General features: G+C 73.0%; 21 protein-coding genes and 2 pseudogenes. 7 read left to right on the top strand and 16 right to left on the bottom strand.

From position 1 onward, the window contains the following. The first annotated feature begins 133 nt into the window (after positions 1-133). Positions 134-1,330 (top strand): epoxide hydrolase family protein, encoded by a 1,197-nt coding sequence (locus A6P39_RS37350; RefSeq protein ID WP_067042280.1) that lies wholly within the window; start codon positions 134-136, stop codon positions 1,328-1,330. Positions 1,331-1,343: 13 nt separating this feature from the next. Here A6P39_RS37350 and A6P39_RS37345 read toward each other — a convergent pair whose 3' ends face one another. The 3 genes and pseudogenes from A6P39_RS37345 to A6P39_RS37335 form a co-directional block, all read right to left on the bottom strand. Further along, positions 1,344-1,739 (bottom strand): helix-turn-helix domain-containing protein, encoded by a 396-nt coding sequence (locus tag A6P39_RS37345; RefSeq protein ID WP_067042283.1) that lies wholly within the window; start codon positions 1,737-1,739, stop codon positions 1,344-1,346. A gap of 67 nt (positions 1,740-1,806) precedes the next feature. After that, positions 1,807-2,259, bottom strand: a complete 453-nt coding sequence (locus tag A6P39_RS37340; RefSeq protein ID WP_067042286.1) for an ATP-binding protein — start codon at positions 2,257-2,259, stop codon at positions 1,807-1,809. A 338-nt stretch (positions 2,260-2,597) separates the two neighbouring features. Beyond that, positions 2,598-3,773, bottom strand: a pseudogene (locus A6P39_RS37335) (DUF6777 domain-containing protein); the annotation flags it as partial. Positions 3,774-3,939: 166 nt separating this feature from the next. Between A6P39_RS37335 and A6P39_RS37330 the strand changes: the two are divergent. Then, complete coding sequence (locus A6P39_RS37330; protein WP_067042295.1) at positions 3,940-5,217, top strand: streptophobe family protein; 1,278 nt, start codon at positions 3,940-3,942, stop codon at positions 5,215-5,217. A gap of 13 nt (positions 5,218-5,230) precedes the next feature. On the opposite strand, the gene A6P39_RS37325 is transcribed toward A6P39_RS37330, so the two are convergent. From A6P39_RS37325 to A6P39_RS37310, 4 genes are all read right to left on the bottom strand, one after another. Further along, a complete protein-coding gene (locus A6P39_RS37325; protein ID WP_079133231.1) occupies positions 5,231-6,286 on the bottom strand; it encodes a serine/threonine-protein kinase in 1,056 nt (351 codons plus the stop codon). Further along, positions 6,286-6,837, bottom strand: a complete 552-nt coding sequence (locus A6P39_RS37320) for a hypothetical protein (RefSeq protein WP_067042298.1) — start codon at positions 6,835-6,837, stop codon at positions 6,286-6,288. The genes A6P39_RS37325 and A6P39_RS37320 overlap by 1 nt, the downstream gene beginning before the upstream one ends. A 46-nt stretch (positions 6,838-6,883) precedes the next feature. Next, positions 6,884-9,229, bottom strand: coding sequence for an ABC transporter ATP-binding protein/permease (locus tag A6P39_RS37315; RefSeq protein WP_275883940.1), 2,346 nt, complete (start codon positions 9,227-9,229; stop codon positions 6,884-6,886). A gap of 61 nt (positions 9,230-9,290) precedes the next feature. Continuing rightward, a complete protein-coding gene (locus A6P39_RS37310; RefSeq protein WP_067051687.1) occupies positions 9,291-9,701 on the bottom strand; it encodes a hypothetical protein in 411 nt (136 codons plus the stop codon). Between the two features lie 319 nt (positions 9,702-10,020). On the opposite strand from A6P39_RS37310, the gene A6P39_RS37305 reads away from it, so the two are divergent. Then, a complete protein-coding gene (locus A6P39_RS37305; protein WP_067051689.1) occupies positions 10,021-10,404 on the top strand; it encodes a nuclear transport factor 2 family protein in 384 nt (127 codons plus the stop codon). A gap of 209 nt (positions 10,405-10,613) precedes the next feature. Next, the gene (locus A6P39_RS37300) at positions 10,614-11,075 is read left to right on the top strand and encodes a DUF5990 family protein (protein ID WP_067051691.1); all 462 of its coding nucleotides are present in this window, start codon (positions 10,614-10,616) and stop codon (positions 11,073-11,075) included. Positions 11,076-11,114: 39 nt separating this feature from the next. Here A6P39_RS37300 and mgrA read toward each other — a convergent pair. Then, positions 11,115-12,106: pseudogene (gene mgrA, locus A6P39_RS37295) on the bottom strand (L-glyceraldehyde 3-phosphate reductase). 111 nt (positions 12,107-12,217) lie between these two features. Between mgrA and A6P39_RS37290 the strand changes: the two are divergent. Next, a complete protein-coding gene (locus A6P39_RS37290) occupies positions 12,218-13,144 on the top strand; it encodes a LysR substrate-binding domain-containing protein (RefSeq protein WP_067051694.1) in 927 nt (308 codons plus the stop codon). Positions 13,145-13,463: 319 nt separating this feature from the next. Here the strand turns inward: A6P39_RS37290 and A6P39_RS37285 are convergent, their stop codons facing one another. From A6P39_RS37285 to A6P39_RS37275, 3 genes are all read right to left on the bottom strand, one after another. Next, positions 13,464-14,201 (bottom strand): alpha/beta fold hydrolase, encoded by a 738-nt coding sequence (locus A6P39_RS37285; protein ID WP_079133620.1) that lies wholly within the window; start codon positions 14,199-14,201, stop codon positions 13,464-13,466. A gap of 61 nt (positions 14,202-14,262) precedes the next feature. After that, positions 14,263-15,405, bottom strand: coding sequence for an FAD-dependent oxidoreductase (locus tag A6P39_RS37280; protein WP_067051696.1), 1,143 nt, complete (start codon positions 15,403-15,405; stop codon positions 14,263-14,265). A gap of 164 nt (positions 15,406-15,569) precedes the next feature. Beyond that, entirely contained in the window at positions 15,570-16,265 is a 696-nt protein-coding gene (locus A6P39_RS37275; RefSeq protein ID WP_067051698.1) for a TetR/AcrR family transcriptional regulator, read from the bottom strand. 99 nt (positions 16,266-16,364) lie between these two features. Here A6P39_RS37275 and A6P39_RS37270 point away from each other — a divergent pair, with 99 nt between their 5' ends. Together A6P39_RS37270 and A6P39_RS37265 are read left to right on the top strand one after the other, a co-directional pair. Further along, positions 16,365-16,514 carry a hypothetical protein gene (locus A6P39_RS37270; RefSeq protein WP_234379093.1) on the top strand — a complete coding sequence of 50 codons (150 nt, stop codon included), beginning with the start codon at positions 16,365-16,367 and terminating at the stop codon, positions 16,512-16,514. A 192-nt stretch (positions 16,515-16,706) separates the two neighbouring features. Beyond that, complete coding sequence (locus A6P39_RS37265) at positions 16,707-17,222, top strand: mycothiol transferase (RefSeq protein WP_107304448.1); 516 nt, start codon at positions 16,707-16,709, stop codon at positions 17,220-17,222. Here the strand turns inward: A6P39_RS37265 and A6P39_RS37260 are convergent. The 5 genes from A6P39_RS37260 to A6P39_RS37240 form a co-directional block, all read right to left on the bottom strand. Beyond that, positions 17,204-18,283 carry an adenosine deaminase gene (locus A6P39_RS37260; RefSeq protein WP_067051702.1) on the bottom strand — a complete coding sequence of 360 codons (1,080 nt, stop codon included), beginning with the start codon at positions 18,281-18,283 and terminating at the stop codon, positions 17,204-17,206. The genes A6P39_RS37265 and A6P39_RS37260 overlap by 19 nt on opposite strands. A 33-nt stretch (positions 18,284-18,316) precedes the next feature. Further along, positions 18,317-18,712, bottom strand: coding sequence for a VOC family protein (locus tag A6P39_RS37255; protein ID WP_067051703.1), 396 nt, complete (start codon positions 18,710-18,712; stop codon positions 18,317-18,319). A gap of 118 nt (positions 18,713-18,830) precedes the next feature. Then, positions 18,831-19,760, bottom strand: a complete 930-nt coding sequence (locus A6P39_RS37250; protein ID WP_067051705.1) for a M48 family metalloprotease — start codon at positions 19,758-19,760, stop codon at positions 18,831-18,833. Beyond that, complete coding sequence (locus tag A6P39_RS37245) at positions 19,757-20,137, bottom strand: BlaI/MecI/CopY family transcriptional regulator (protein ID WP_067051706.1); 381 nt, start codon at positions 20,135-20,137, stop codon at positions 19,757-19,759. Before A6P39_RS37245 ends, A6P39_RS37250 begins: the two co-directional genes overlap by 4 nt. 434 nt (positions 20,138-20,571) lie before the next feature. Next, a complete protein-coding gene (locus A6P39_RS37240; RefSeq protein ID WP_067051708.1) occupies positions 20,572-21,894 on the bottom strand; it encodes an aldehyde dehydrogenase family protein in 1,323 nt (440 codons plus the stop codon). Between the last annotated feature and the right edge of the window lie 168 nt (positions 21,895-22,062).

The following is a 22,062-nucleotide window of genomic DNA, read 5'->3' as shown; positions in this document are numbered from 1 at the left end:
GGGCGGGGAACGCGGTCATCTGTACCGACCGCTCCGCGCCGCGAAACTCATCGGCCGGACGCAGAACCGGGCGGAAAAATCCGCGACGGGCGTGTGCAGTCTCCGCCCGGCAACCCGATCTAGCATCCCGATCATGACCTCCACACCCGGCGAGAGCATCGAACCCTTCCGCCTGTCGGTCCCGCAGAGCGACCTCGACGACCTGTACGACCGTCTCGACCGCACCCGGTGGCCCGCCGAACTGCCCGGCGCAGGCTGGGAGTACGGCGTCCCGGCCGGCTATCTGCGGGAGCTGGTCCACCACTGGCGGCACACCTACGACTGGCGCGCGGCCGAGGCCGAGCTGAACCGGTGGCCGCAGTTCACCACCACGATCGACGGCGCGCACGTCCACTTTGCCCACATCCGCTCACCCGAACCGGACGCCACCGCGCTGGTGCTGACCCACGGCTGGCCGGGCTCGATCGTGGAATTCCTGGACGTCGTCGGGCCGCTCACCGACCCGGTGGCGCACGGCGGCGACGCGGCCGACGCCTTCCACGTCGTCGTGCCGAGCATCCCCGGTTTCGGGCTGTCCGGGCCCACGGCCGACCGGGGCTGGGAGGCGGGCCGGGTGGCCGATGCCTGGGCGGAGCTGATGCGGCGGCTCGGCTACGAGCGGTTCGGGCTGCAGGGCGGCGACTGGGGCGCCGCGATCTCGCGCGAGCTGGGCCGCGCCCATCCGGACCGGGTGATCGGCGTCCACCTCAATCTGCTGCCGGGCGCGCAGGCGCTCACCAAGCCGGCCGAGGAGGAGCTGGCCGCGCTCGAGCCCGAGGAGCGGGAGCGGACGCTGCGGTCCTGGCGCCGGTGGGACGCGTGGCTGCGAGAGGACGCGGGGTACGCCGGACTGCAGGCCACCCGTCCGCACACCCTCGGTTACGGGCTGACGGACTCGCCGGTCGGTCAACTCGCCTGGATCGTCGAGAAGTTCCGGGCCTGGACGGACTCCGAGGAACTGCCGGAGGAGGCGGTGGACCGGGACCGGATGCTGACCGGCGTGATGCTGTACTGGCTGACCGGCACAGCCGGTTCGTCGGCGCGCATCTACTACGAGCGGGCGCACGCCACCGGCCGGCAGGCCCGGCCCGCCGAGCCGTCCACGGCACCGACCGCGCTCGCGGTGTTCCCGGCCGAACTCCAGCTTCCGCTGCGGCACAAGGCGGAACGGACCGAGAACATCGTGCGCTGGACGGAGTTCGACCGGGGCGGGCACTTCGCGGCCATAGAGGAACCGGACCTGCTGGTCGGCGATGTCCGGGCGTTCTTCCGGCAGTTGCGGGAGAAGTGATCCGGCCGCCTGGTCAGGCGGCCAGGCACAGGCCGTTGTAGGGCCGCTGCGGTACGGCGGCCGGGCGGCGGTGCGTGCTCGTGCGCCGGGTCAGCTCGCCGTGGACCAGGGACAGCAGGTCGCCGAGGCCCAGGCCGAGGGCGTGCGCGGCGGCCGCGAGGACCTCCGAGGAGGCCTCCTTGCGGCCGCGCTCGACCTCGGAGAGGTAGGGCAGCGAGATACGGGCCGCGTCGGCCACGTCCTTCAGCGTGCGGTCCTGTGCCCGCCGCTCGCGGCGCAGCACCTCACCGACCAGGTCGCGCCACAGGGGCTCCCTGACCTCCCGGGGCTCGGACTCGGGCTCCCGCGGGCGGGCGGGCGCAGGCCGCAGCGGGATCACTCGGGCTTCGTTGCTCACCTGGTTGCTCACCCACGTCAGCCTAGGAGGCGGGGGCCGCGGGACAAGGCCCCTGCATTGCGCCCTGAGGGAAATCGGCTCAGCGCTCGAGGTCGAAGCGGGCGCGTATCCGCTTGCCCACGGGTACGCGCTCCACGACGACCTCCGTGGCCAGGGCGTCCACGATCTCCAGTCCGTGCCGCCCGACGCGCGCGGGATCCCTGGGGCAGCGGCGGGGCAGGGCGGAGCTGCTGTCGTACACGCAGACCGTGACGGCGCTGTCCGTTCCCTCCAGCTCCAGGATGTAGGGGCCGCCGCTGTGCTGCTCGGCGTTGGTGACCAGCTCGCTCACGAGCAGGAGCAGTTCCCCCTCGGCACCGCGGTCGACGGTCGCGCACCACTCGGTCCTCAGCTGCTGGAGGAACCGGGCGGCGAAGGCCCGCGCCTCCGCGATGGAGCCGGGTTCGCCGCTGTAGTGCGCCGCACGGCGCAGCGGTTCCACGGTTACGTCGAAACCAGTCGGGATCACTGGCCCGCCCACGTGCTCGGTCATGCTGTCTCTCTCGAATGCCGGGTCCGGCCGGTCGCCTGTTGCACCGGTCTGATACCCCGAGCCGGGCCCGGCAGTCCCCCTGAGCGTTCGCCGAGCGCGCACAGTGGCGATCGTCACCCCGTGGACGGTCCCGGCTGCTGCGGCTCGGTGGCGGTCACCGGCGGCCCGCCGGTCGCTCCGGGCGTCCTCTGCCGAGTGGATTCCACGGCCGACGGAGGCCCCGGGGAGGGTGACGACGGCCCGGTGGAGGAGGCCACGGCCGAGGACGACTGGGACGCGGACGCCCCCGTCGAGGCCGGTCCCGTCGAGGACGACACCGAGGACTTCGGTCCCGACGACGAGGAGGACGGCGAGGAGTTCGAAGAGGACGGCGAGCCGGAAGACGAGGAGGACGTCGGCGGGGACGTGCTCGACGAAGGCGAGGACGAAGGTGAAGGCGAGGATGCCGAGGGCGAGGGGGACGGGCTCGACGAGGCCGGGGGCGAGGACGACGTCGACGGGCTCGGCTTGCCCGGTGTGGACGGGCAGTGCTTCGAACCGGGCGGGCACGACGGGGACGGGGACGGAGACGGAGACGGAGACCGGGGCGGATTCCAGGGGTGGGGGAACCTCGGCGGCTTGGCGTGCTCGTCGTGCCGCCAGCCCTGGTCGCCGTGCGGGCGGTGGATCCAGTAGTCGTGGTGCGGGTCGTAGAGCACGAAGACGTCGATGACCGTCGGCGCGGGCGTCACCACGACGACGTTCGAGGGCCGGTACGCCGGCCAGCTCGGGCCCACCAGCCTGGGCGTGTTCTTCTCGGCGACCGGCGAGGTCAGCGGGTTGCCGCAGGCACAGCGGACCCGGGGCACGCCATGGCTGTCGACCAGTACGGCGGTGCCCGCCTGGAGCACGGACTGGTAGCTGGTCGCGGCACCGCCCCGGTAGCCGTGGTTGGTGACGCGCGTGTCGACGCGCAGCTGGACCGGGGTGAGCGAACGCAGGTAGGCGGGCACGCCGGACGACGGGACACCGGCCACGGAGGCGAACGCCCTGGTCTTGGCCGGATCCGCCTGGAGGGCCTTGACCTGCTGCTCCACATCGCAGGCCGCGGTCTTCTGGGTGCCGCCGTAGAGGCCGGGCGCCCCGCCCTCCACTCCCTGCACCGCGCCCGCCGGGCCGGAGGGCGCGGCCGGGGCGGAGGAGGGCGGCGGGGCGGAACTCTGCCTCGCCGTCGACTCCGTGAAGGGATCCTGGCCGGCACTGGCGGCGGACTGCAGGAAGACCTCGCCGCCCTTGGCCGAGGAGCCGCCACCCGAACGGGTGAAGACGACGGCGAGCACCACGGCGGCGACCACGGCGGCGCTGAGGGCTGCGACGCGCGGTGCGGACTTCCACCACGGCCCGCGCGGCCCCTTGGGCCCGGTGCCGCCGCTCGGCGGTCCGGCGGGCGGTCCCGAGGGCGGCTGGGAGGAGCCCGACAGGGGGCCCGAGGGCGGCCCTGTGGGGCGGCCGGAGGACGGAGGTTCGACGCTCACGAGCACTTCTTCCCGTCGCGCACTTCTTCCCGTCGCGATGCGCGGCTTTTCTCAATCAAGTGCCTTTTAGTGCAATTGGATGCACATTGAGCCCATTGTGTGTCGCAGGGTCACGACGCTCGCAAGCCGACGGGCGGGGCGCCCGGCTGCTGCTTAGCGTGGCAGCGTGAGCCCTCCGACCGTCTCCGCGCGGCCCGTCGCCCGCCACGGCTGGCCCCAGGCCGTGGGCGTGGTGCTGACCGGCCTGGCCGTGATGATCCTGGTGGCCGCGCTGGGGCTGTGGGCGGCCGGTGCGGCGGATCTGCCGGACGGCGCGTTCCCGAGGGTGGTGGCCGCGACCCTGGCCACGGCCGTCGGCGGCAGCGTGGAACTGTCCGGCAACGCGGGGGCGCTGGCGCAGAGCCGGGCCGGCGTCACCATGATCCCGCTGTCGGTGACGCTCGCCGGTGCCCTGGTGATCGGGGCGGGCTTCCTGCGTCCGCTGCGGCACCGGGCGGTGGCCTCGGCCTCGGAGCTGGCCGGCTGGGCCGCCCGGCTCGCGGCGCTGTGGCTGCTCGTGCTGATCGGCCTGGCGCTCGGTGGCCGGCAGACCTTCGCCGTCGACGTGGGCAGCGGCACGCTCAGTGATCTGGCCGGGCTGTTCAACGCCGCGCCGGAGGTCGGGTTCACCACGGACGTGCCGCTCACCGTGCTGTTCGGGCTGCTGTGGCTGGCCGGAGTGCTGCTGCTGGCGGTGCTGGTCGCGCGCGGGGCTCCGCTGCCGGGGCGGCTGCTGCGCTTCCAGGAGTCGGTGCGCCCTGCGGCACACGCGGTGGTCGTCCTGCTCCTCGCCTACGTCGTCGTCGGCCTCGTCGTCGCGCTGATCACGGCGGCCACCCGCGGGCACGCCCCCGCGACGTTCGCGCTGATCCTGCTCGGCCTGCCCAACCTGGCCTGGCTGGCCCTCACCCTCGGCCTGGGCGCGACCTGGAACGGCCGGGTGGGCGGCCCGTTCGGCCTGCCCGTGCCCCATGTCCTGGACGTGCTGCTGCGCACCCCGGACGTCTCCGCCCTGAACCTGCGCACGCTCACCGACCACGACGGCCGCTGGTGGTGGCTGGTGGTCGTGGCCGCGATTTTGCTGCTCGTCGTGGCGTTCCGGATGGCGGTCCGCTCACCGGCCCGGATCCGGCTGTGGCAGCACGCCCTGCACCTGGGCGTCGCGCTGGCGCTGACCGTGCTGATGATCTGCCTGACGGGCCGTGTCTCGGCGCACTACGGCCTGTCCCTGCTCGGCATCGGCAATCTGGGCGGCGGGCTGTCCGGCGAGCTGTTCCTCAAGCCGCGGCTGTGGCAGGCGGTGGGCCTGGGCGCGCTGTGGGGTGGGGTCGCCGGGTTGCTGGGCGGGCTGCTGGCGCTGCCGGTGCGGCGCCGGGGCGAGGTGAGCGAGCCGCCCCCGCCCTGACCGACGCGGTGGCTCAGCCGTGGAACACGGGTCCGGCCCAGTGCGGGGGAGGCGGCGTTCCGGTCACCACGCGATCCGTATCCGTCCCCGTCTCCGTCTCCGCCACTGTCTCTGTTTCCGTCAATGTCTGTGACCCGGTCTCCGTCTCGGTCGCCGGGGACCCGACGTGCGGGCCTGCCGCCGGTGCGGCCGTGGCGGACGTGGCGGCGCGCAGCGCGGCGACGAAGGCGAGGCAGGTGTCGTAGCGGTCGTCCGGGCTCTTGGCGAGGGCCCTGGCGAAGACGGCGTCGACGGCCGGGGGGAGCCCGGGGCGGACCGTGCTCGGCGGAGGCGGCTCGTCGTACTGGTGGGCCCACAGCAGCGCCATGTCGTCGTCGCGCTGGAAGGGCGGACGGCCGGTGACGGTCTCGTGGACGACGCAGGCCAGCCCGTAGACGTCGCAGCGGCCGTCGACCGGGCGGCCGGAGATCTGCTCGGGGGCCACGTAGTCGAGGGTGCCGACGAACTGGCCGACGCTGGTGAAGCCGGTCAGCGACAGCGACTTCTTGGTGAGCCCGAAGTCGGTGAGGTACACGTGCTCGGGGTGGTCGCTGTCGGTGCCCTCGGCGATCAGGATGTTGCCGGGCTTGACGTCCCGGTGCACCAGGCCGTGTGCGTGGGCGGCGTCGAGGGCGGAGGCCACCTGCGCGGCGATCCGTACGGCGTCCGGCAGCGGCAGCGCTCCTCGGTCGTCCAGCAGACGGCGCAGGTCGCTGCCGGAGACGTAGCGCATGGCGATGTAGAGCACCCCGTCCGTCTCACCGGCGTCGAAGACCGGCACGATGTGCGGATGGTCGATCGAGGCGGCCACCTGGGACTCGTGGGTGAAGCGCCGGCGGAAGGTGTCGTTGCGGGCGAGTTCGGGCGCGAGCAGTTTGAGGGCGACGGTGCGGTCCAGGCGCAGGTCGCGGGCCCGGAAGACGACGGCCATGCCGCCGCGCCCGACCTCGCTCTCGATCAGGTAGTTCGCCACCTTCCGGCCGATCAGTTCGGCGGGCCGGCCGGAGAACAGGCTGGTCTGGCGCGCCATCATTGCTCACCGTCGGGCGCGACCAGCCGGGTCGGGGCGTGTCCGGTGTCGTCCCCGCTGGGGGCCTCGCGGTCGGTGGCGTAGGTGGTCAGCCGCCGCCCCTCGCCGTACACCCAGCGGCTTTCCTCGGGGTCGTACAGCCACATGGACTCGCCGTCGACCACGATCCCGAGCCTGAGGCCCCGGGTGCGGCCGGCGAAGTCCTCGCCGTCGAGCGTGCCGGCCGCCAGCTCCTCCACCGCGGACCGGTAGTCGGCCAGGGCCTCGGTGGCCCGGGCCAGCAGGGGCCGGGGGTCGGCGTCGCCGGGCGGGCCGCCGGCCGCGGGCGGGTCCTCCGGTACGGCGATGAGGTGACGGCCGTCGACCCAGGCGGCCCAGCCGTTGGCGCAGCGGATGTGCCCCCAGTCGCCGCGCCGCTCCAGGAGCTGGACCGGCAGCAGCGGGTCGAGGGGCACGGTGGGCCGGGCGGGGTCGGGGGCCTGCCAGGCGGGCATGCCGTGCGGCGGGACGACGTGCGTGGGCTGGAATCCGGGGCCGGTCGCTCTGCTCATCGGGGCGCCTGCTTCCGTGTCGCTGTCGTCGCTGTCACGGTGCCGCCTACTTCCGCATCACGGCCGGCTCCTGCCGGCGCAGCAGCCGGGCGACCGCGAGGCCGCTGAGGAGGGACAGCACCACCAGCATGCCCAGGTCGAGCAGCCAGACGCCCGTCGAGTGCCGGAAGAGGGGATCGGCGGTCAGTGGGCCGGGCACGATCCGGGACAGTCCGACCGTGCCGGCCATCGCGCCGAGCGCCCAGCGGGAGGGCACCAGCCAGGACAGCTGCTCGAGGCCGGGCACACCGTTCAGCTTGAGCAGGGCCCCGCAGAAGACGACCTGGACGATGGCGAGCAGCACCAGCAGCGGCATCGTCACCTCTTCCTTGCGCACCAGCGCGGAGACGAGCAGGCCGAGCATCATCGCGGTGAACGCCAGCAGGGCGACGGCCAGGGTGATCTCGGCGAGCGGTGGCAGCAGGACGCCCTTGCCGCCGGGGGCGTTCAGGTCGACGCCGAGCAGGGCGACCAGGGTGAGGACGACGGCCTGGGCGACGGTGATCGTGCCGAGCACCACGACCTTGGACATCAGGTATGCCGATCTGGGCAGGCCGACGGCGCGTTCGCGCCGGTAGACGGCGCGCTCCTTGACGAGTTCGCGCACCGCGCCCGCTGCCCCGGCCAGGACGGCGCCGACGCACAGGATGAGCAGCGTGTTCATCGCGGTGTCCGGGGTGAGCCGGCCGCCGGCGAGGGCACGGGCCATGGCGCCCATGACGAACGGCAGGGCGATCATGACGAGCAGGAAGGTGCGGTCGGCGCTCAGCACGGCCGTGTAGCGGCGGACCAGGGTGCCGAGCTGGGCGGTCCAGCCGCGCGGGCGCAGCGGTGGTGCCGGAGTGAGGGGAGCCGGGCCGGGGTGGCGGGGCTGGGTGGTGGCCTCGCTGACGTAGTGCCGGTGGAACGGCGAGTCGCGGTAGTCCCCGGCCCAGTCGCGGTCCGGGTCGCGGTCGAAGGCCTCGAAGGCCTCCGGCCACTGCTCGAAGCCGAAGAAGGCGAGGGCGTCGCCGGGCAGCCCGTAGTAAGCCACCTTGCCGCCGGGGGCGAGGACCAGGAGGCGGTCGCAGACGCCGAGGCTGAGCACGCTGTGGGTGACGACGATGACGGTGCGGCCGTCGTCGGCGAGGCCGCGCAGCATGGTCATCACCGAGCGGTCCATGCCGGGGTCGAGCCCGGAGGTCGGCTCGTCGAGGAAGAGCAGGGAGGGTTTGGTGAGCAGTTCCAGGGCCACGCTGACCCTCTTGCGCTGCCCGCCGGAGAGGCTGTGCACGGGCTGGCCGGCGCGCTCCTCGAGGCCCAGTTCGCGGATCACCTCCGTCACCCGGGCCTGGCGCTCGGCCGGGTCGGTGTCCTCGGGGAAGCGCAGTTCGGCCGCGTAGGTGAGGGCGGCGCGCACGGTGAGCTGGGGGTGCAGGATGTCGTCCTGCGGGACCAGGCCGATGCGCTGGCGCAGTTCGGCGTAGTCGCGGTAGAGGTCGCGGCCGTCGTACAGGACGGCGCCGCGGTCGGCGGGCCGCTGCCCGGTCAGGGCGTTCAGCAGGGTGGACTTGCCGGCGCCGCTCGGTCCGACCACCGCGAGCAGGCACTTCTCGCCCACCGGGAAGGACACGTGGTCGAGCAGCACCTTGGTCCCGCCGTCACCGCCGACGGCGACGGTGAGGTCCTGGACGTCGAGGCAGACCTCGCCGGTGTCGACGTACTCCTGGAGTTCGTCGCCGACCAGGCAGAACGCGGAGTGGCCGATGCCGATGACGTCGCCCGGACAGACGGGGGCGCGGGTGACGGGCCGGCCGTTGAGGAAGGTGCCGTTGTGGCTGCCGAGGTCGGCGATCTCGTACGTGCCGTCCGTGTGCGTGCGCAGTTCGGCGTGGCGGCGCGAGACGATCAGGTCGTCCACGACGAGGTCGTTGTCGGATGCCCGGCCGATCCGGACGGTGCGTACGGGCAGCGGGCGGATGCTGGTGGGGCGGCGGAAGGTGCCGGTCCACTCGGGCCGGGACACCGCGCAGGGGCGGTCGGGGGCGGGTTCCGGGGCACCGGCCGGGACTGCGCGGGGGCCGTCGGTGGGGTTGCCGAAGCGGATCACGCTGCCGGGGCGCACTCCCCACTCCTCGATCCTGCGGCCGTCGGCGTAGGTGCCGTTGGTGCTGTGCTGGTCCGCCAGGGTCCAGTGGTCGCGGTCGCAGCGCAGCACGGCGTGGTGCCACGAGACCCGGGCATCGTCGAAGACGATGTCGCTCAACGGGTCGCGCCCGACGTGGTAGTCGCGGCCCGGGCTCATCACCGTGGAGCCCGTGTCGGTCTCCAGAACGAGTTCGGGCGCCGTCGGGGCGATCGGCCGCTCCGCCATGGCCAGAATTGTACCGATTGACCCACATGTGGGCTCGTCTGTCAGGAGGGGCCGACACGTGTCAGCCGACGGGTACGACCAGCGCCGGCACAGTGCGCTGCATACGGAGCGCGTCGACGGACTCGGCGAGCAGTTCGTACTCGGTGGTGTCGTCGCTGGCGGCGATCCGCACCAGCCGGCCGCCCGCCAGCTCGTCGGCCACGCGCTCCTGCCCGGCGTCGTCCGCGCACCAGGCACGCAGCAGGCAGGGCACGTCGGCGACCGTCTCGGCGACCGGCACCAGCGCGCCGGCCGGGAAGGCGGAGTCCTCCGGGCTGGGGTCGAGCCGCTCGGCGATCCAGGACGCCCGGTCCCGCAGCCACCACAGGGCCAGGGCCAGCGTCGGCGCGCGATAGGTGCCGAGCGGTACGCCGATGCGCCGGCCGTCGCACATGCCGTACGCCGTGACATGGCACAGGAACTCGTCGTGCACGTCTCACTCCCCCGTCGCCTCGCTGGTGTGCCGGCCGAAGCGCTCGCTTCCCGTGCGGCTCCTGTGCGGTGAAGTGCCCCTGACGTTCGAGTATCGCCTCTCCCGAAACACTGTCACCATGACTTTCCGGCCAGCCTGTTGGGCATATTCACGGCCTGTTCTGACCTGGAATGCACCGGGCTGTGCACGCCCCCCGGCATTACCGGGGAGGTAATCGACCCGCCCCACCGGCCTCCGGCATGGTGGTCACACCGGATCGGCGAAGTCCCCGGATCCGGCCCTGACCAGCAGATACGACCTCGATGGAGGCTGATTCACCGTGTCCGTGAACACCAACCGTTACGAGAGCGCCGCCGCCCGTTACTTCGAGGCCTGGAACGCCACCGAGCCGGAGGCGCTGAAGAAGGCGGTCGCCGCCGCGTGGGCCGTGGACGGCCGTTACACCGACCCGCTCGCCGACGTCCGCGGCCACGAGGGCATAGCGGCCGTGATCGCCCTGGCCCACGAGCAGTTCCCCGGGTTCGTCTTCCGCCCGCTCGGTGCGGTGGACGGCCACCACGACACCGCGCGCTTCGGCTGGGAGCTGGTGAACGAGGCCGACGGCGCGGCGCCGGTCGCCGGGTTCGACGTGGTGACCCTGGACTCGGAGGGCCGGATCCGGCAGGTGCTGGGCTTCCTGGACCGGGTGCCGGCGAGTGCCTGACTCCGGTCGGCCGACGGCGGGTTCCGCCGCCACCCTGCCCGGCAGCAGAAGACCGTCGCGCAGGGTGCGGCGACCGGCGTGTGGTGTGCCACCAGCCCGCGACTCGCCGGGCTGGAGGTCAGTGAGCGGCTGACGGCCTGACGATCGCGCGCCGCGCGCCGGGGTCCGGGAACGGGGCGTTGTCCTGCGCCGCCTCGCACACTGGTGGCATGCTCCTGCGCATCGAAGGCCACGCCCTGCCCGGCCGGGACTGCCCTCCCGGGCCCGGCTTCCACGGGGTCAGCGGGATCGAGGTCGCGGTCCAGCGCAAGGACCGGCCCGCCGAGCTGCTCGATCCGCAGCCCGGCGACGCCCCGACGGCGGCCTGGACGCTCCCCTGCACGTTCACCGCCGGCGGCGAGCTGAGCGGCCCGTACGTGCAGAACCGGCTCGGCGGACGCTTCGTCTGCCTCTCCTGGCTCGGCAGGCAGCCGCAGGAGGAGTCGTCCCGGATGTTCCGGCGCGCCAAGCTGATGCTCGCCGGCGTTCCGCCTCAGGTGCTCGCCGAGGCACGGCGGCGCGGTGCGCTGGTGGGCCGGCTCGCCCTCACCGACGCCAAGGGCACTCCGCTGTGCGGGCGGGTGGTGCCCCCGGCGATCGTCTGGAGCGCGGGCGAGCCGCCGAAGCCGTGAGCCTCCGCCGTCGCGCCCACGCACTGCCCCGTCGTGGGGCTAAGGCCTGACGATCGCGTCGATCCGTGCCAGTTCCCCGGCGTCGAAGTCGAGGTTGCGGATGGCGCCGACGCTGTCCTCGATCTGCCGCGGGCTGCTCGCGCCGACCAGTGCCGAGGTGACCCGGCCGCCGCGCAGCACCCAGGCCAGCGCCAGCTGCGCCAGGGTCTGGCCACGGGACTTGGCCATCTCGTCGAGGGCGCGCAGCCGGGCGACCAGGTCCTCGGTGACCGCGTCCGAGTTGAGGAAGGGGCTGTCGCCGGCGGCCCGGGAGTCCTCGGGGATGCCGTCGAGGTAACGGCCGGTCAGCAGGCCCTGCTCCAGCGGCGAGTAGGCGATGGAGCCGACCTGCAGTTCGTCCAGGGCGTCGAGCAGGCCCTCGTCCTCGGGGCGCCGGTCGAGCATCGAGTAGCGCGGCTGGTGGATGAGGAGCGGGGTGCCGAGCCCCGCGAGGATGCGGGCGGCCTCGCGGGTCTGCTCCGCCGAGTAGTTGGAGACGCCGACGTAGAGCGCCTTGCCCTGCTGCACGGCCGAGTGCAGGGCGCCCATCGTCTCCTCCAGCGGAGTGTCCGGGTCGGGGCGGTGCGAGTAGAAGACGTCGACGTAGTCCAGGCCCATCCGCGCAAGGCTCTGGTCGAGCGAGGAGAGCAGGTACTTGCGCGAGCCCCATTCGCCGTACGGGCCGGGCCACATGAGGTAACCGGCCTTGGTGGAGATCACCAGCTCGTCGCGGTACGGCGCGAAGTCGGCCTTCAGGGCCTCGCCGAGCGCCGACTCGGCGGCGCCGGGCGGCGGGCCGTAGTTGTTGGCGAGGTCGAAGTGGGTGACGCCCAGGTCGAAGGCGCGGCGCAGGATGGCCCGCTGGGTCTCGACGGGCGGTCCGGACCGAAGTTGTGCCACAGGCCGAGGGACAGCAGGGGAAGCTGCAGTCCGCTGCGCCCGGTGCGCCGGTAGGGCATGCCGTCGTAGCGGTCGGGGTGTGCGGTGTACAACGCGACTCCAGAGGGGTTGGCACCTGGTCTGCCCGCGTCAGTCTTCCGCGCCCCCCACGCAGCGGTCCAACAGGAGAATCCGATGGAATTGTGCGGCTAGGCTTCTCAATCATGGAACTGCGCCATCTCCAGCACTTCGTCGCCGTCGCCGAGGACCAGCACTTCACCCGGGCCGCCGAGCGCCTGATGGTGTCCCAGTCGGGTCTGTCGGCGTCGATCAGGGCGTTGGAGCGGGAGCTGCGGGCGCCGCTGTTCGTGCGCACCACCCGGCGGGTGACGCTCACCGAGGCGGGGCGGGCGCTGCTGGCGGAGGCCGAGCGGATCCTGGCGCAGGTGCGTTCGGCGCACGAGGCCGTGGCCGCGGTGCAGGGCGTGCTGCGCGGCACGCTGGCCCTCGGCACCGAGCAGTGCATCGCCGGGGTGCAGGTGGCACGGCTGCTGGCGGGCTTCCGGGGGCGGCACCCGGACGTGGAGATCCGGCTGCGGCAGGCCGGTTCGGGCGCGCTGGCCGAGGAGGTCGCGGCCGGCCGGCTCGACCTGGCCTTCGCCTACCGCACCCGGGCGGACTCCGACCAGCTGCGCTCGGTGGCGCTGACCAGCGAGCCGATGACTGTGCTGTGCCACCCGGGGCACCGGCTGGCCTCGGCGGGCGCGGTGCTCACCCCGGACGACCTGGCCGGGGAGGTCTTCGTCGACTTCCATCCGGACTGGGGCCCGAGGCGCACCACCGACGCCGCGTTCGCCGCGGCCGGGATCCGGCGCACGGTCGCGCTGGAGGTCAACGACGTGCACAGTCTGCTGGACCTGGTGGACGAGAACCTCGGGATCGCGGTCGTGCCCCGGCACTTCCGGCACAAGCGGCCCGCGCTCACGGCGCTGCCGCTGAAGGGCACGGGCGAGGCGGAGTACGAGACGGTCGCCCTGCTGCCGCCGGACCGGGCCACCAGCCCCGCCGCCCGCGCGCTCCTCACGCTCCTGGAAACAGGCGGCGCGACAGGGGTCCTGACACCACCCCAGGAGGGGCCCCAGACCTCCTGATCGTTGACCGGGGTGAGGCACCGAGCCGAGGAGGGACCCGTCGGCATGAGCTGGTACCCGGTTCCGGGGGTGGGGCCGCGGCCCTGTGGATGCGCCTGGCCCGGCGCATGTCCCGCCCGGCCCTGCTGACGATCTCCTTGTCGTTGCAGGCCGTCGGCAACGCGCTGCCCGCCCTGTCCGCCGGAAGTGTCCCCGCGCTCGCCGCCGCTGTCCTGTTCGGAGCCACCTTCATGGGCGTGAGCACCATGTCCCTCGCGATCCAAGTCCGCTCCGGCGGCGGGGTGTTCGGCCCGCGGACGGGGAACCGGACAGCAGGGGTTCACCGGCCGGTGGCCGAGGTTCGGTGGGTGAGGAAGGAGTCGAGATGGGTGAAGACCGTCTCGGGCTTTTCGCGGATGGGCAGGTGTCCTGCGCCGGGGACGAGTTCGAATCGCGCGTGGGGGAACCCCGCGGCGTAGGCGCGGCCGAAGTCGGGGGTGACGACTGTGTCGTCGGCGCCCCAGATCACCAGTACCGGGCACGTGACGGTGGAAAGGCGGGACAGCATGCCGGCGTCTGCCATGGCAGGCCCTGCGTAGGCGCGCATGGCGGCCATCGCCTGTGCGGACGGTCCGCGCTGCGACGCCGGAGCCGGCGGACCGGCGGGCACGGTGATCTGCTGGCCGGGTATGACGGGGCCGATGGCATCCATGAGGACGAGCCGGGAGATCCGGCCCTCGCAGTCGTCCAGGACGGTCTGGGTGGCGACCCAGCCGCCGAAGGACGTGCCGATCACCGTCACGTCGTTCAGCCCGAGGTGGCCGAGAAGTTCCAGGTAGGCAGCGGCGAGTGCGGGCACGCAGTCCAGGTCGCCCGGCCGTACGGTGGCGTCCCAGCCCGGATGGGTGGGCGCGACCACCCTGCGATCCGGTGCCAGGTGGTCGATCAGGGGCGAGATGCTGGAGGGGCCGGGGCCGCCGTGCAGGACGAGCACCGGGCTGCCGCTGGTGCCGGCCTCGCGCACTTCGAGGTCGAGGCCCGGCCGCACCGCAATGATGCGCTGATGGGGTGCGGTCATGAGGTGCTCCTGGATGCGGGGGGTTCGGTGGCTGAGGGCGCGGTGGCCGTGAGAGCGGGCCTCACTGGGCTGCCGGGTCGGAGGTGAAGAAGGCGACCATCTGCTCCAGGCCGCGCTCGCCGAACATGGTGTCCAGGTTGGCGGCGGACTCGGCGGCGGACGCCTCGCTGCGCGGGAAGAGTGCCTCCTCGTACGCTGCCAGGGCGGCTTCGGTGTCGCCGGGGTGGGCGGCGATGGTCAGGGCGAGTTCGGCGCCGTCGAGCATGGCGAGGTTGGCGCCCTCCCCGGCGAAGGGGGACATCAGGTGGGCGGCGTCACCAAGCAGCGTCACGCCCGGGACGCGGTCCCAGCGGCGTCCGAGGGGCAGGGCGTGGATACGGCGAGGTGTGATCGTGTCCGCGTCGGCGACCAGGGCGCGCAGGCCCTCGTCCCAGCCCTCGAAGTGGGCGAGAACCGCGGCCTTGGCGGCAGCGTGGTCGGTGAAGTCGACCGTGTCCAGCCAGCCTTCGTCGGCCTTGAGCGCCGTGTAGACGTGGAGACTGCCGTCGCTCTCCCGGTGCGCGAGGACACCGCGTTCGCCCCCCAGGGCGATGAAGAACCCGCCGCCGATGACCGCGGCGCTGCGCGGGTGGCGGGTGTCGGCGTCGAACAGGTCGGTCTCGACGAAGGAGATGCCGGTGTAGGCGGGCCAGGCGTCGCAGACCAGCGGCCGGATCCGGGACCAGGCGCCGTCCGCGCCGATCAGGAGATCGGTGGTGATGGCCGAGCCGTCGGCGAACGTCACCTCGTGGCGCCCGTCGTCCAGCGCCCGGGCGCCGGTGACCTTCCGGCCCCAGTGGATCGTGCCGTCGGGCAGGGAGCCGAGCAGCAGGTCACGCAGGTCGCCGCGGTCCACCTCGGGCCGGCCGCCGGTGCCGTCGTCCTCCTCGGCCACGTGCACCGTGCCGTCGGGGCCGAGGAGACGCATGGCCTGACCTCCCTGGTGGACGATCTTGAGGAAGTCGTCGTGGAGGCCGGCGGCGTGCAGGGCCTTCTGCCCGTTCTCCTCATGGATGTCGAGCATCCCGCCCTGCGTACGGGCCGCTGCCGACGCCTCCAGTTCGAAGATCGCCGACTCGATGCCGTTGACGTGCAGGACACGGGCGGCGGTCAGGCCGCCGAGACCTGCACCGATGATCGCGATCGGGAAATGGCTGGTGCTCACGGGCCCTCCGAAAGCAGTAGGGGAACACCTCAGTCCGTCCAACCGTAGCGAACATGTTCGTTGCGAACAAGTTCTGTACAGTTTGTGTGTCAGCGGCAGGCGGCGAGAGAACTGCGTTCAACCGAGCCGCAGCCGCCGGCCGGGCGGGCGAGCCCGCCCGGAACTCAGCCTCCTGCGCCCGGAACGGGCGTGTGCGTGATGCCGTTGACGAGGACGTCGAAGCTCCAGCGGATCCTGTCCGCCACCGAGCCGCCGATCAGGGCGGGCATGTGCGCGGTGATCGCCGGATGCGTGGCGGCGTCCACGGCGTGAAGTGCACGCACCGTGGCGTTCCAGTCGTCCTCGGAAGCGGGATCGTGCTCACGCGTCGAGTGCTCGGCAGCGGTGGCCGTCGCATCCTGGAGCAGCTTGTCCACCCCCCAGGCGACTTGCTCGCGACCGGCGCCGCTTTCCGAGAGGAGATCGAGGATGCGCTCCACCAGGCGCAGGTAGTTCTCCCCGCTCGGGCGGGCGACGAGCGCGGCCCGCGCCAGCTGCGGGTGCTCGAACAGCACCTGGGTGTACGACGTCATGACGGCACGAAGCTGCTCGCGCCAGTCCTCACCGACGTCCCGCCCGGTCAGGTCGACCTCGCCGAGCAGGGAATCCAGAACGGCTGCGTGCAGCTCGGCGGTGTTGGCGACATAGACGTACAGCGACGCCGGGCCGGTATCCAGCTCCTGCGCCAGGCGGCGCATCGTGACCTTCCTCAGCCCCTCCGCCCGCATGATCCGCACGGCGGTGTCCACAATCCAGCGCCGGGACAGGGCGGGCTTCGCCGGCCGCTCCCGGCGGCTGATCGGCTCTCTTCTGGCAGTCATAACTCGATCGTAACGAACATGTTCCCCGCTCGACCGTTCGGACGCCGACGCCGTCGAACAGCACGCCTGTCCGAAGTATGACGCTCAGCCCGCCTCGTCGTGCCGCTCGCGCGGCGGAGCGGTCGCCTCCGCCTACCACCGCACGCCTCGCACTGCCGGGTCATCTTCACGGTGTACGAGATGAAGCGCCTCGGCCGCGGCGCCGCCGAACTCACCGCGCTCGCCGACCACCTCACCGCCCACGGCTGATCGCCTACCGTCCGGACCGGGACCACGTCCGGCACCTGGTCGTGGACACCCCGGGGCGGTCGCCCGCACGACCCGGATCCGGTGGCCGGCGCGCCGGTGGCACGGGTGCACCTGCCCGGGCGGTACCCCCGGGCTTCCGCGGGAGCTGGATTCCGGACGCGTGAGGGCGCCGGATGCGCGATGGTGGACCTTATGCATGCCAAGGACATCCTCATCGACGGCTACGGCCGCATCCAGGAAGAAGTCCATGCCGCCCTCGACGGCCTCGGACCGGACGAGCTGAACCACCGGCCGACGCCCGGCGCCAACTCCATCGCCTGGCTCGTCTGGCACCTGACCCGGGTGCAGGACGACCACATCGCCGACGCCTTCGGCCTCGATCAGGTCTGGCTCTCCCAGGAGTGGCAGAAGCGTTTCGGCCTCGACCTGCCCGCGCACGACCACGGGTACGGGCACACCCCCGCACAGGTCGCGAAGGTGAAGGTCGACTCGGCCGAGCTGCTGACCGGGTATCACGACGCGGTCCACGAGCAGACCCTCGGCGTACTGCGCTCACTTGCCGCCAAGGACCTGGAACGGATCGTGGACGAGCGCTGGGATCCCCCGGTCACACTGGGCGTCCGCCTGGTGAGCGTCCTGTCCGACGACCTTCAGCACGTCGGACAGGCCGCCTACCTCAGGGGACTGGGTCAGAGCACGGCCGCGTAACCCGGCAGGACGACGTCCTCGATGAGGGCCTTGCGCGCGTCGAACGGGATGAACGCGCTCTTGAGGGCGTTCACCGTGACCGTGCGCAGGTCCTCCACCGTCCAGCCCGCCTCCTCGACGAGCAGGGACATCTCCCGGGTCATCGTCGTCCCCGACACCAGGCGGTTGTCGGTGTTCACGGTGACCCGGAAGCCGAGGTCCTTCAGGGCCGTGATCGGGTGCTCGGCGATCGAAGTGGCGCAGCCCGTCTGGAGGTTGGACGTCGGGCACATCTCCAGCGCGACACGGCGGTCGCGCACCCAGGACGCGAGCCGGCCGAGCTTGCCGGCCGCGAGGTCGGGGATGTCCTCCGTCAGGCGCACACCGTGGCCGATGCGCTGGGCGCCGCACACCTGCAGGGCCTGGTGGATGCTGGGCAGGCCGTGGGCCTCGCCGGCGTGGATGGTGAACGGCACGTTCTCACGGCGCAGGTGCTCGAAGGCGGCCAGGTGGTCGGCGGGCGGGAAGCCGTCCTCGGCGCCGGCGATGTCGAAGCCGACGACACCGGCGTCGCGGTAGGCGACGGCGAGGTCGGCGGCCTCGCGGACCCGGTCGAACATCCGCATGCCGCACAGCAGGGTGCCGACGCGGACGGGGGTGCCGGCGGCGGCCGCCTTGGCCATGCCGGCGGCGAGGCCCTCCTGCACGGTCTCCACGACCTCGCTGAGCGCGAGCCCGCCCCTGGTGTTCAGCTCGGGGGCGTAGCGCACCTCGGCGTAGACGACACCGTCGGCGGCCAGGTCCAGCACATACTCCTCGGCGGTGCGCAGCAGGCCCTCACGGGTCTGCATGACGGCGAGGGTGTGCTCGAAGGTGGCGATGTAGCGGACCAGGTCGCCGGAGCCGGCGGCCTCGACGTACCAGGCGGCCAGCTCGTCGGGGTCGGTGGTGGGCAGGGTGTGACCGATCTCCGCCGCGAGTTCGACGACGGTGGCGGGGCGCAGGCCGCCGTCGAGGTGGTCGTGCAGCACGGCCTTGGGGAGCCGGCGGAGGGTCTCGGTGTCGATGCGGGGCTCGGTCATGGCAGGGCTTTCCTCGGGTGGTGCGGTGGGATGTCAGTGGTCGGCGGGCTGGAGCAGGTCCCAGCGGTTGCCGTAGAGGTCCTGGAAGACGGCGACGGTGCCGTACGGCTCGTGCCGCGGCTGCTCCAGGAAGGTCACGCCGGCCGCGGCCATGCGGGCGTGGTCGCGGGCGAAGTCGTCGGTGTGCAGGAAGAAGCCGACACGTCCGCCGGTCTGGTCGCCGACGCGGGCCCGCTGCTCCTCGCCCTTGGCCCGGGCGAGCAGCAGCCCGGTGCCGGAGCCGTCACCGCCCGGCTCGACGACGACCCAGCGCGAGCCGTCCGGGCGCGGGGCGTCCTCGGCCAGGCGGAAGCCGAGGGCCTCGGTGTAGAAGCGGATGGCCTCGTCGTAGTCGTCCACGACGAGGGTGACCAGGGCGACGCGTCGCATCGGGACCTTCCGGTGGGGGTGGTTAGCCGGTGAGGTTATACGTAAAACTTCCTGGACGCCAGTCCGGTTCTACGCGCGTTGCCACAGGTGTGCCACGGGTCTCGCCCGGCGGGCCGGGTCAGGGGTTCTCGTCGCCCTGGGCGATCTCCACACGGTGGTGGACGTCGGCCATCCCGGTGCCCGCGGCCACACAGGAGACGGCGGTGCAGACGAGGAGGACAGCGGCGATCGCACGGCCGGCCCGGGGGGTGCGCGGGGCGGCGGTCAGCAGGGCCTGGACCCGCTGCGGGACGGGTCCGGTGGTCGCGGCGGCCGCGAAGTCGGGCCGCTCGGTGGGCGCGGCCTGTCCGGCGAGGGCCGCGCGGGCGATGGCCCGGGCGGTCAGCCGCCGGTCGCCGACCCGGGCCGCGGCGGCCTCGTCGGCGGCGCGCTCGGCGGCGAGGCGGATCGTCTCGCGGACCGGTCGCAGGGCGGGGTGGCAGTGGGCGGCGAGTTCGGCGGCGGCGAGGAAGTAGTGGTGGCCGCCGTCGTTGTGCGCCCGCTCGTGGGCGAACAGCGCCTCGCGTTCGAGGCCGTCCAGGCTCCGCAGCATGGCGGTGGTGACGACGATGCGGTGCGGGCGGCCCGGCAGGGCGTAGGCGTCCGGGCGGGGCGAGTCCACCACGCACAGATCGCCGGCGGCGGGGCCGTGCCCGGCCTGGGTGCGCGCGGCGCGGAAGGCGCGCGCCTGGCGCAGCACCGAGCGGACCAGGGTCCAGCCGCACACGGCGAGGACACCCACGGAGGTCGCGGCGGCCGGCAGGACGACGAGGGCCGAGGCGGTGTGCAGCGGGCGGACCAGTTCGCCGAGCGCGGCGAAGAGCGGGAGTTGGAGCAGCCCGATCAGGACGAACGCGCCGAGCGCGGTCAGTGAGCAGCCCGCGAGGACGATCGCACAGAGGGTGACGGCCCACAGCGCGGCGACGGGGGCCAGCCGGTCCAGGGCCCGGCGGGCCAGGGCCGGCAGGGCGAACGGCAGCAGCAGGGGCAGCAGAAGCAGCGCGGTCATCGTTCGTCGGGTTCGAGCAGATCCCGCAGGACGCGTTCGTCGTCGGGGCTGAGCTGGGCGACGAAGCGGGCCAGCACGGTCTCGCGGTCCTTGTCGCGGTCCAGCTCGCTGTGCATGCGGCGCGCGGTCAGGCCTTGGGCGTCCTGGACGTCACGCACCGGCAGGTAGGCGTACCCGCGCCCCTGGCGGTGCCGCTCGACCACTCCCTTGTCGTGCAGCCGCGTGAGGATCGTCGTCACCGTCGTACGGGCCAGGTCCGTGCCGAGGCTCGACTGGACCTGGCCGGGGGTCTGGGGCGTGCCGGCGGCCCAGAGTGCGGCCATGACGCTCGCCTCGAGTTCACCGGCCGGCCGGCGCTCGTCCTTCGCCTCGGTCATGGAACGTTCCTCACCCCGTCTTCGTCTGCGGCCCGGGATTGCCTCTGCACGATGGTAGTCAACCGGTCCTTCGTACGGCTGTGCGCCCGTCTGCCCATTATGCGAGAGCCGGGAGCGGGAGCGGGAGCGGCGCAGCGCGGGGACTGCGGCGGTCGGCCAGGCGGGCGGAGCGCACGGGCCCGGGCTCGGCACGGGGCAGCCGGTTCCCGGCGCGCCCGGGACCGGGCGCGTCCGGGACCCGGCGCGTCACGCCCGAGCCGGATGTCTGCGCTGGACCGTCCCGACCCCGTCGACGACGAGACGCTGCGTCTGTGCGGCGAGCACGCGTCGCCTGCAGGCCGGCCTCGCGCAGTTCGGCCGGGCGGCGTCCGCGGTGTTCGTCTCGGCGGTCGTTCGGCGCAGAGTCGCGCATCCGGCCGGCCACCCGGGTGCGTTCAGCCGAGCGGCTTGTCCAGCACAGCCTTGCGGTGGCTGAAGGTCTCGATGGAGTAGGGGCCGTGGTAGTTGCCCATACCGCTCTCCCCCACGCCGCCGAACGGCAGGTCGGAGACGGTGAGATGGGCGAGCGGCAGGCCGTACCCGAGGCCGCCGGAGGAGGTCTCGGCGGCGATGCGCCCGCGCGTGCGCCCGGACTCGCTGAAGACGTACAGGGCGAGCGGCTTGTCGCGGTCGTTGATGAAGGCGATCGCCTCGTCCAGGCCGGGCACGGTGACGATCGGCAGGATCGGGCCGAAGATCTCCTCCCGCATGACGGGCGACGCCGGGTCGACGTCCGCCAGGACGGTCGGGGCGATGTACTTGGCCGTACGGTCACTCGCGCCGCCTGTCGCCACGCGGCCCGAGTCGAGCAGGGCGCAGAGGCGGTCGAAGTGGCGCTCGTTGATGATCCGGCCGTACTCGGGCGAGGCCGCCGGGTCGGTGCCGAACAGCGCCTCGACCGCGCGCACCAGCGCGGGCTCCAGGGCGGCGGCGGTCTCCGGGTCGGTCAGGACGTAGTCGGGGGCCACACAGGTCTGCCCGGCGTTCAGGAACTTGCCGCGGGCGAGCCGGTCCGCGACCACGTCGAGGTCGGCGCCCCGGTCCACGAACACCGGGGACTTGCCGCCGAGTTCGAGGGTGACCGGGGTGAGGTGCTCGGCGGCGGCACGCATCACGATGCGGCCGACGGTGCCGTTGCCGGTGTAGAAGATGTGGTCGAAGCGCTCGGCCAGCAGGGCCGTGGTCTCCGGGATGCCGCCCTCGACCACGGCGACCGCATCGGTGTCGAGGTAGGCCGGGATCAGCTCGGCCAGGGCGGCCGAGGTGGCCGGGGCCAGCTCGCTCGGCTTGGCGACGACCGCGTTGCCCGAGGCCAGCGCGCCGACCACCGGGGCGAGCAGCAGCTGCGCCGGGTAGTTCCAGGGCGCGATGACGAGGACGACACCGAGGGGGTCGTACTGCGTCCAGGCCGTGGCGTCGGCGCCGAGGTGGGCCGGGACCGGCGCGGGTTCCGGGCGCAGCCACTCCTGAAGGTGGTCGAGGGTGTGGTCGATCTCCCGGATCGTGAAGTCGATCTCGGTGCGGTAGGCCTCGGTGCGGCTCTTGCCCAGGTCGGCGTGGAGGGCGGCGGCGAGGTCGGCGCCGCGGTCCGTGAGCAGCGCGCGCAGGCGGCGCAGCTGGCCGGTGCGCCACTCGACGGGCTTGGTGCGGCCGGTGGCGAAGGTGGCGCGCAGCCGGGACACGATGTCGGCGGGCTGCTCGATGGCGGGGTGGTTCACGGATGCCTCGCTGGTGGTGCACGGGCGGGTTCGGCCCGAGCCTAGGTCTCGGTTGATGTATTTGCCAACCTTTCATGTCCTCAAGTTCATTCCGGCGATCCAGGGTGACGGCGCTCACACGCGGAGGTCACGCCCGCGCCCTTCCGGGCCGGTGCGGACGGCGTGCGG

The organism is Streptomyces sp. FXJ1.172 (genome assembly GCF_001636945.3).
Lineage (GTDB): Bacteria > Actinomycetota > Actinomycetes > Streptomycetales > Streptomycetaceae > Streptomyces.
The sequence above is the reverse complement of the archived record's forward strand: the minus strand, read 5'-3'. Positions and strand labels throughout refer to the sequence as shown.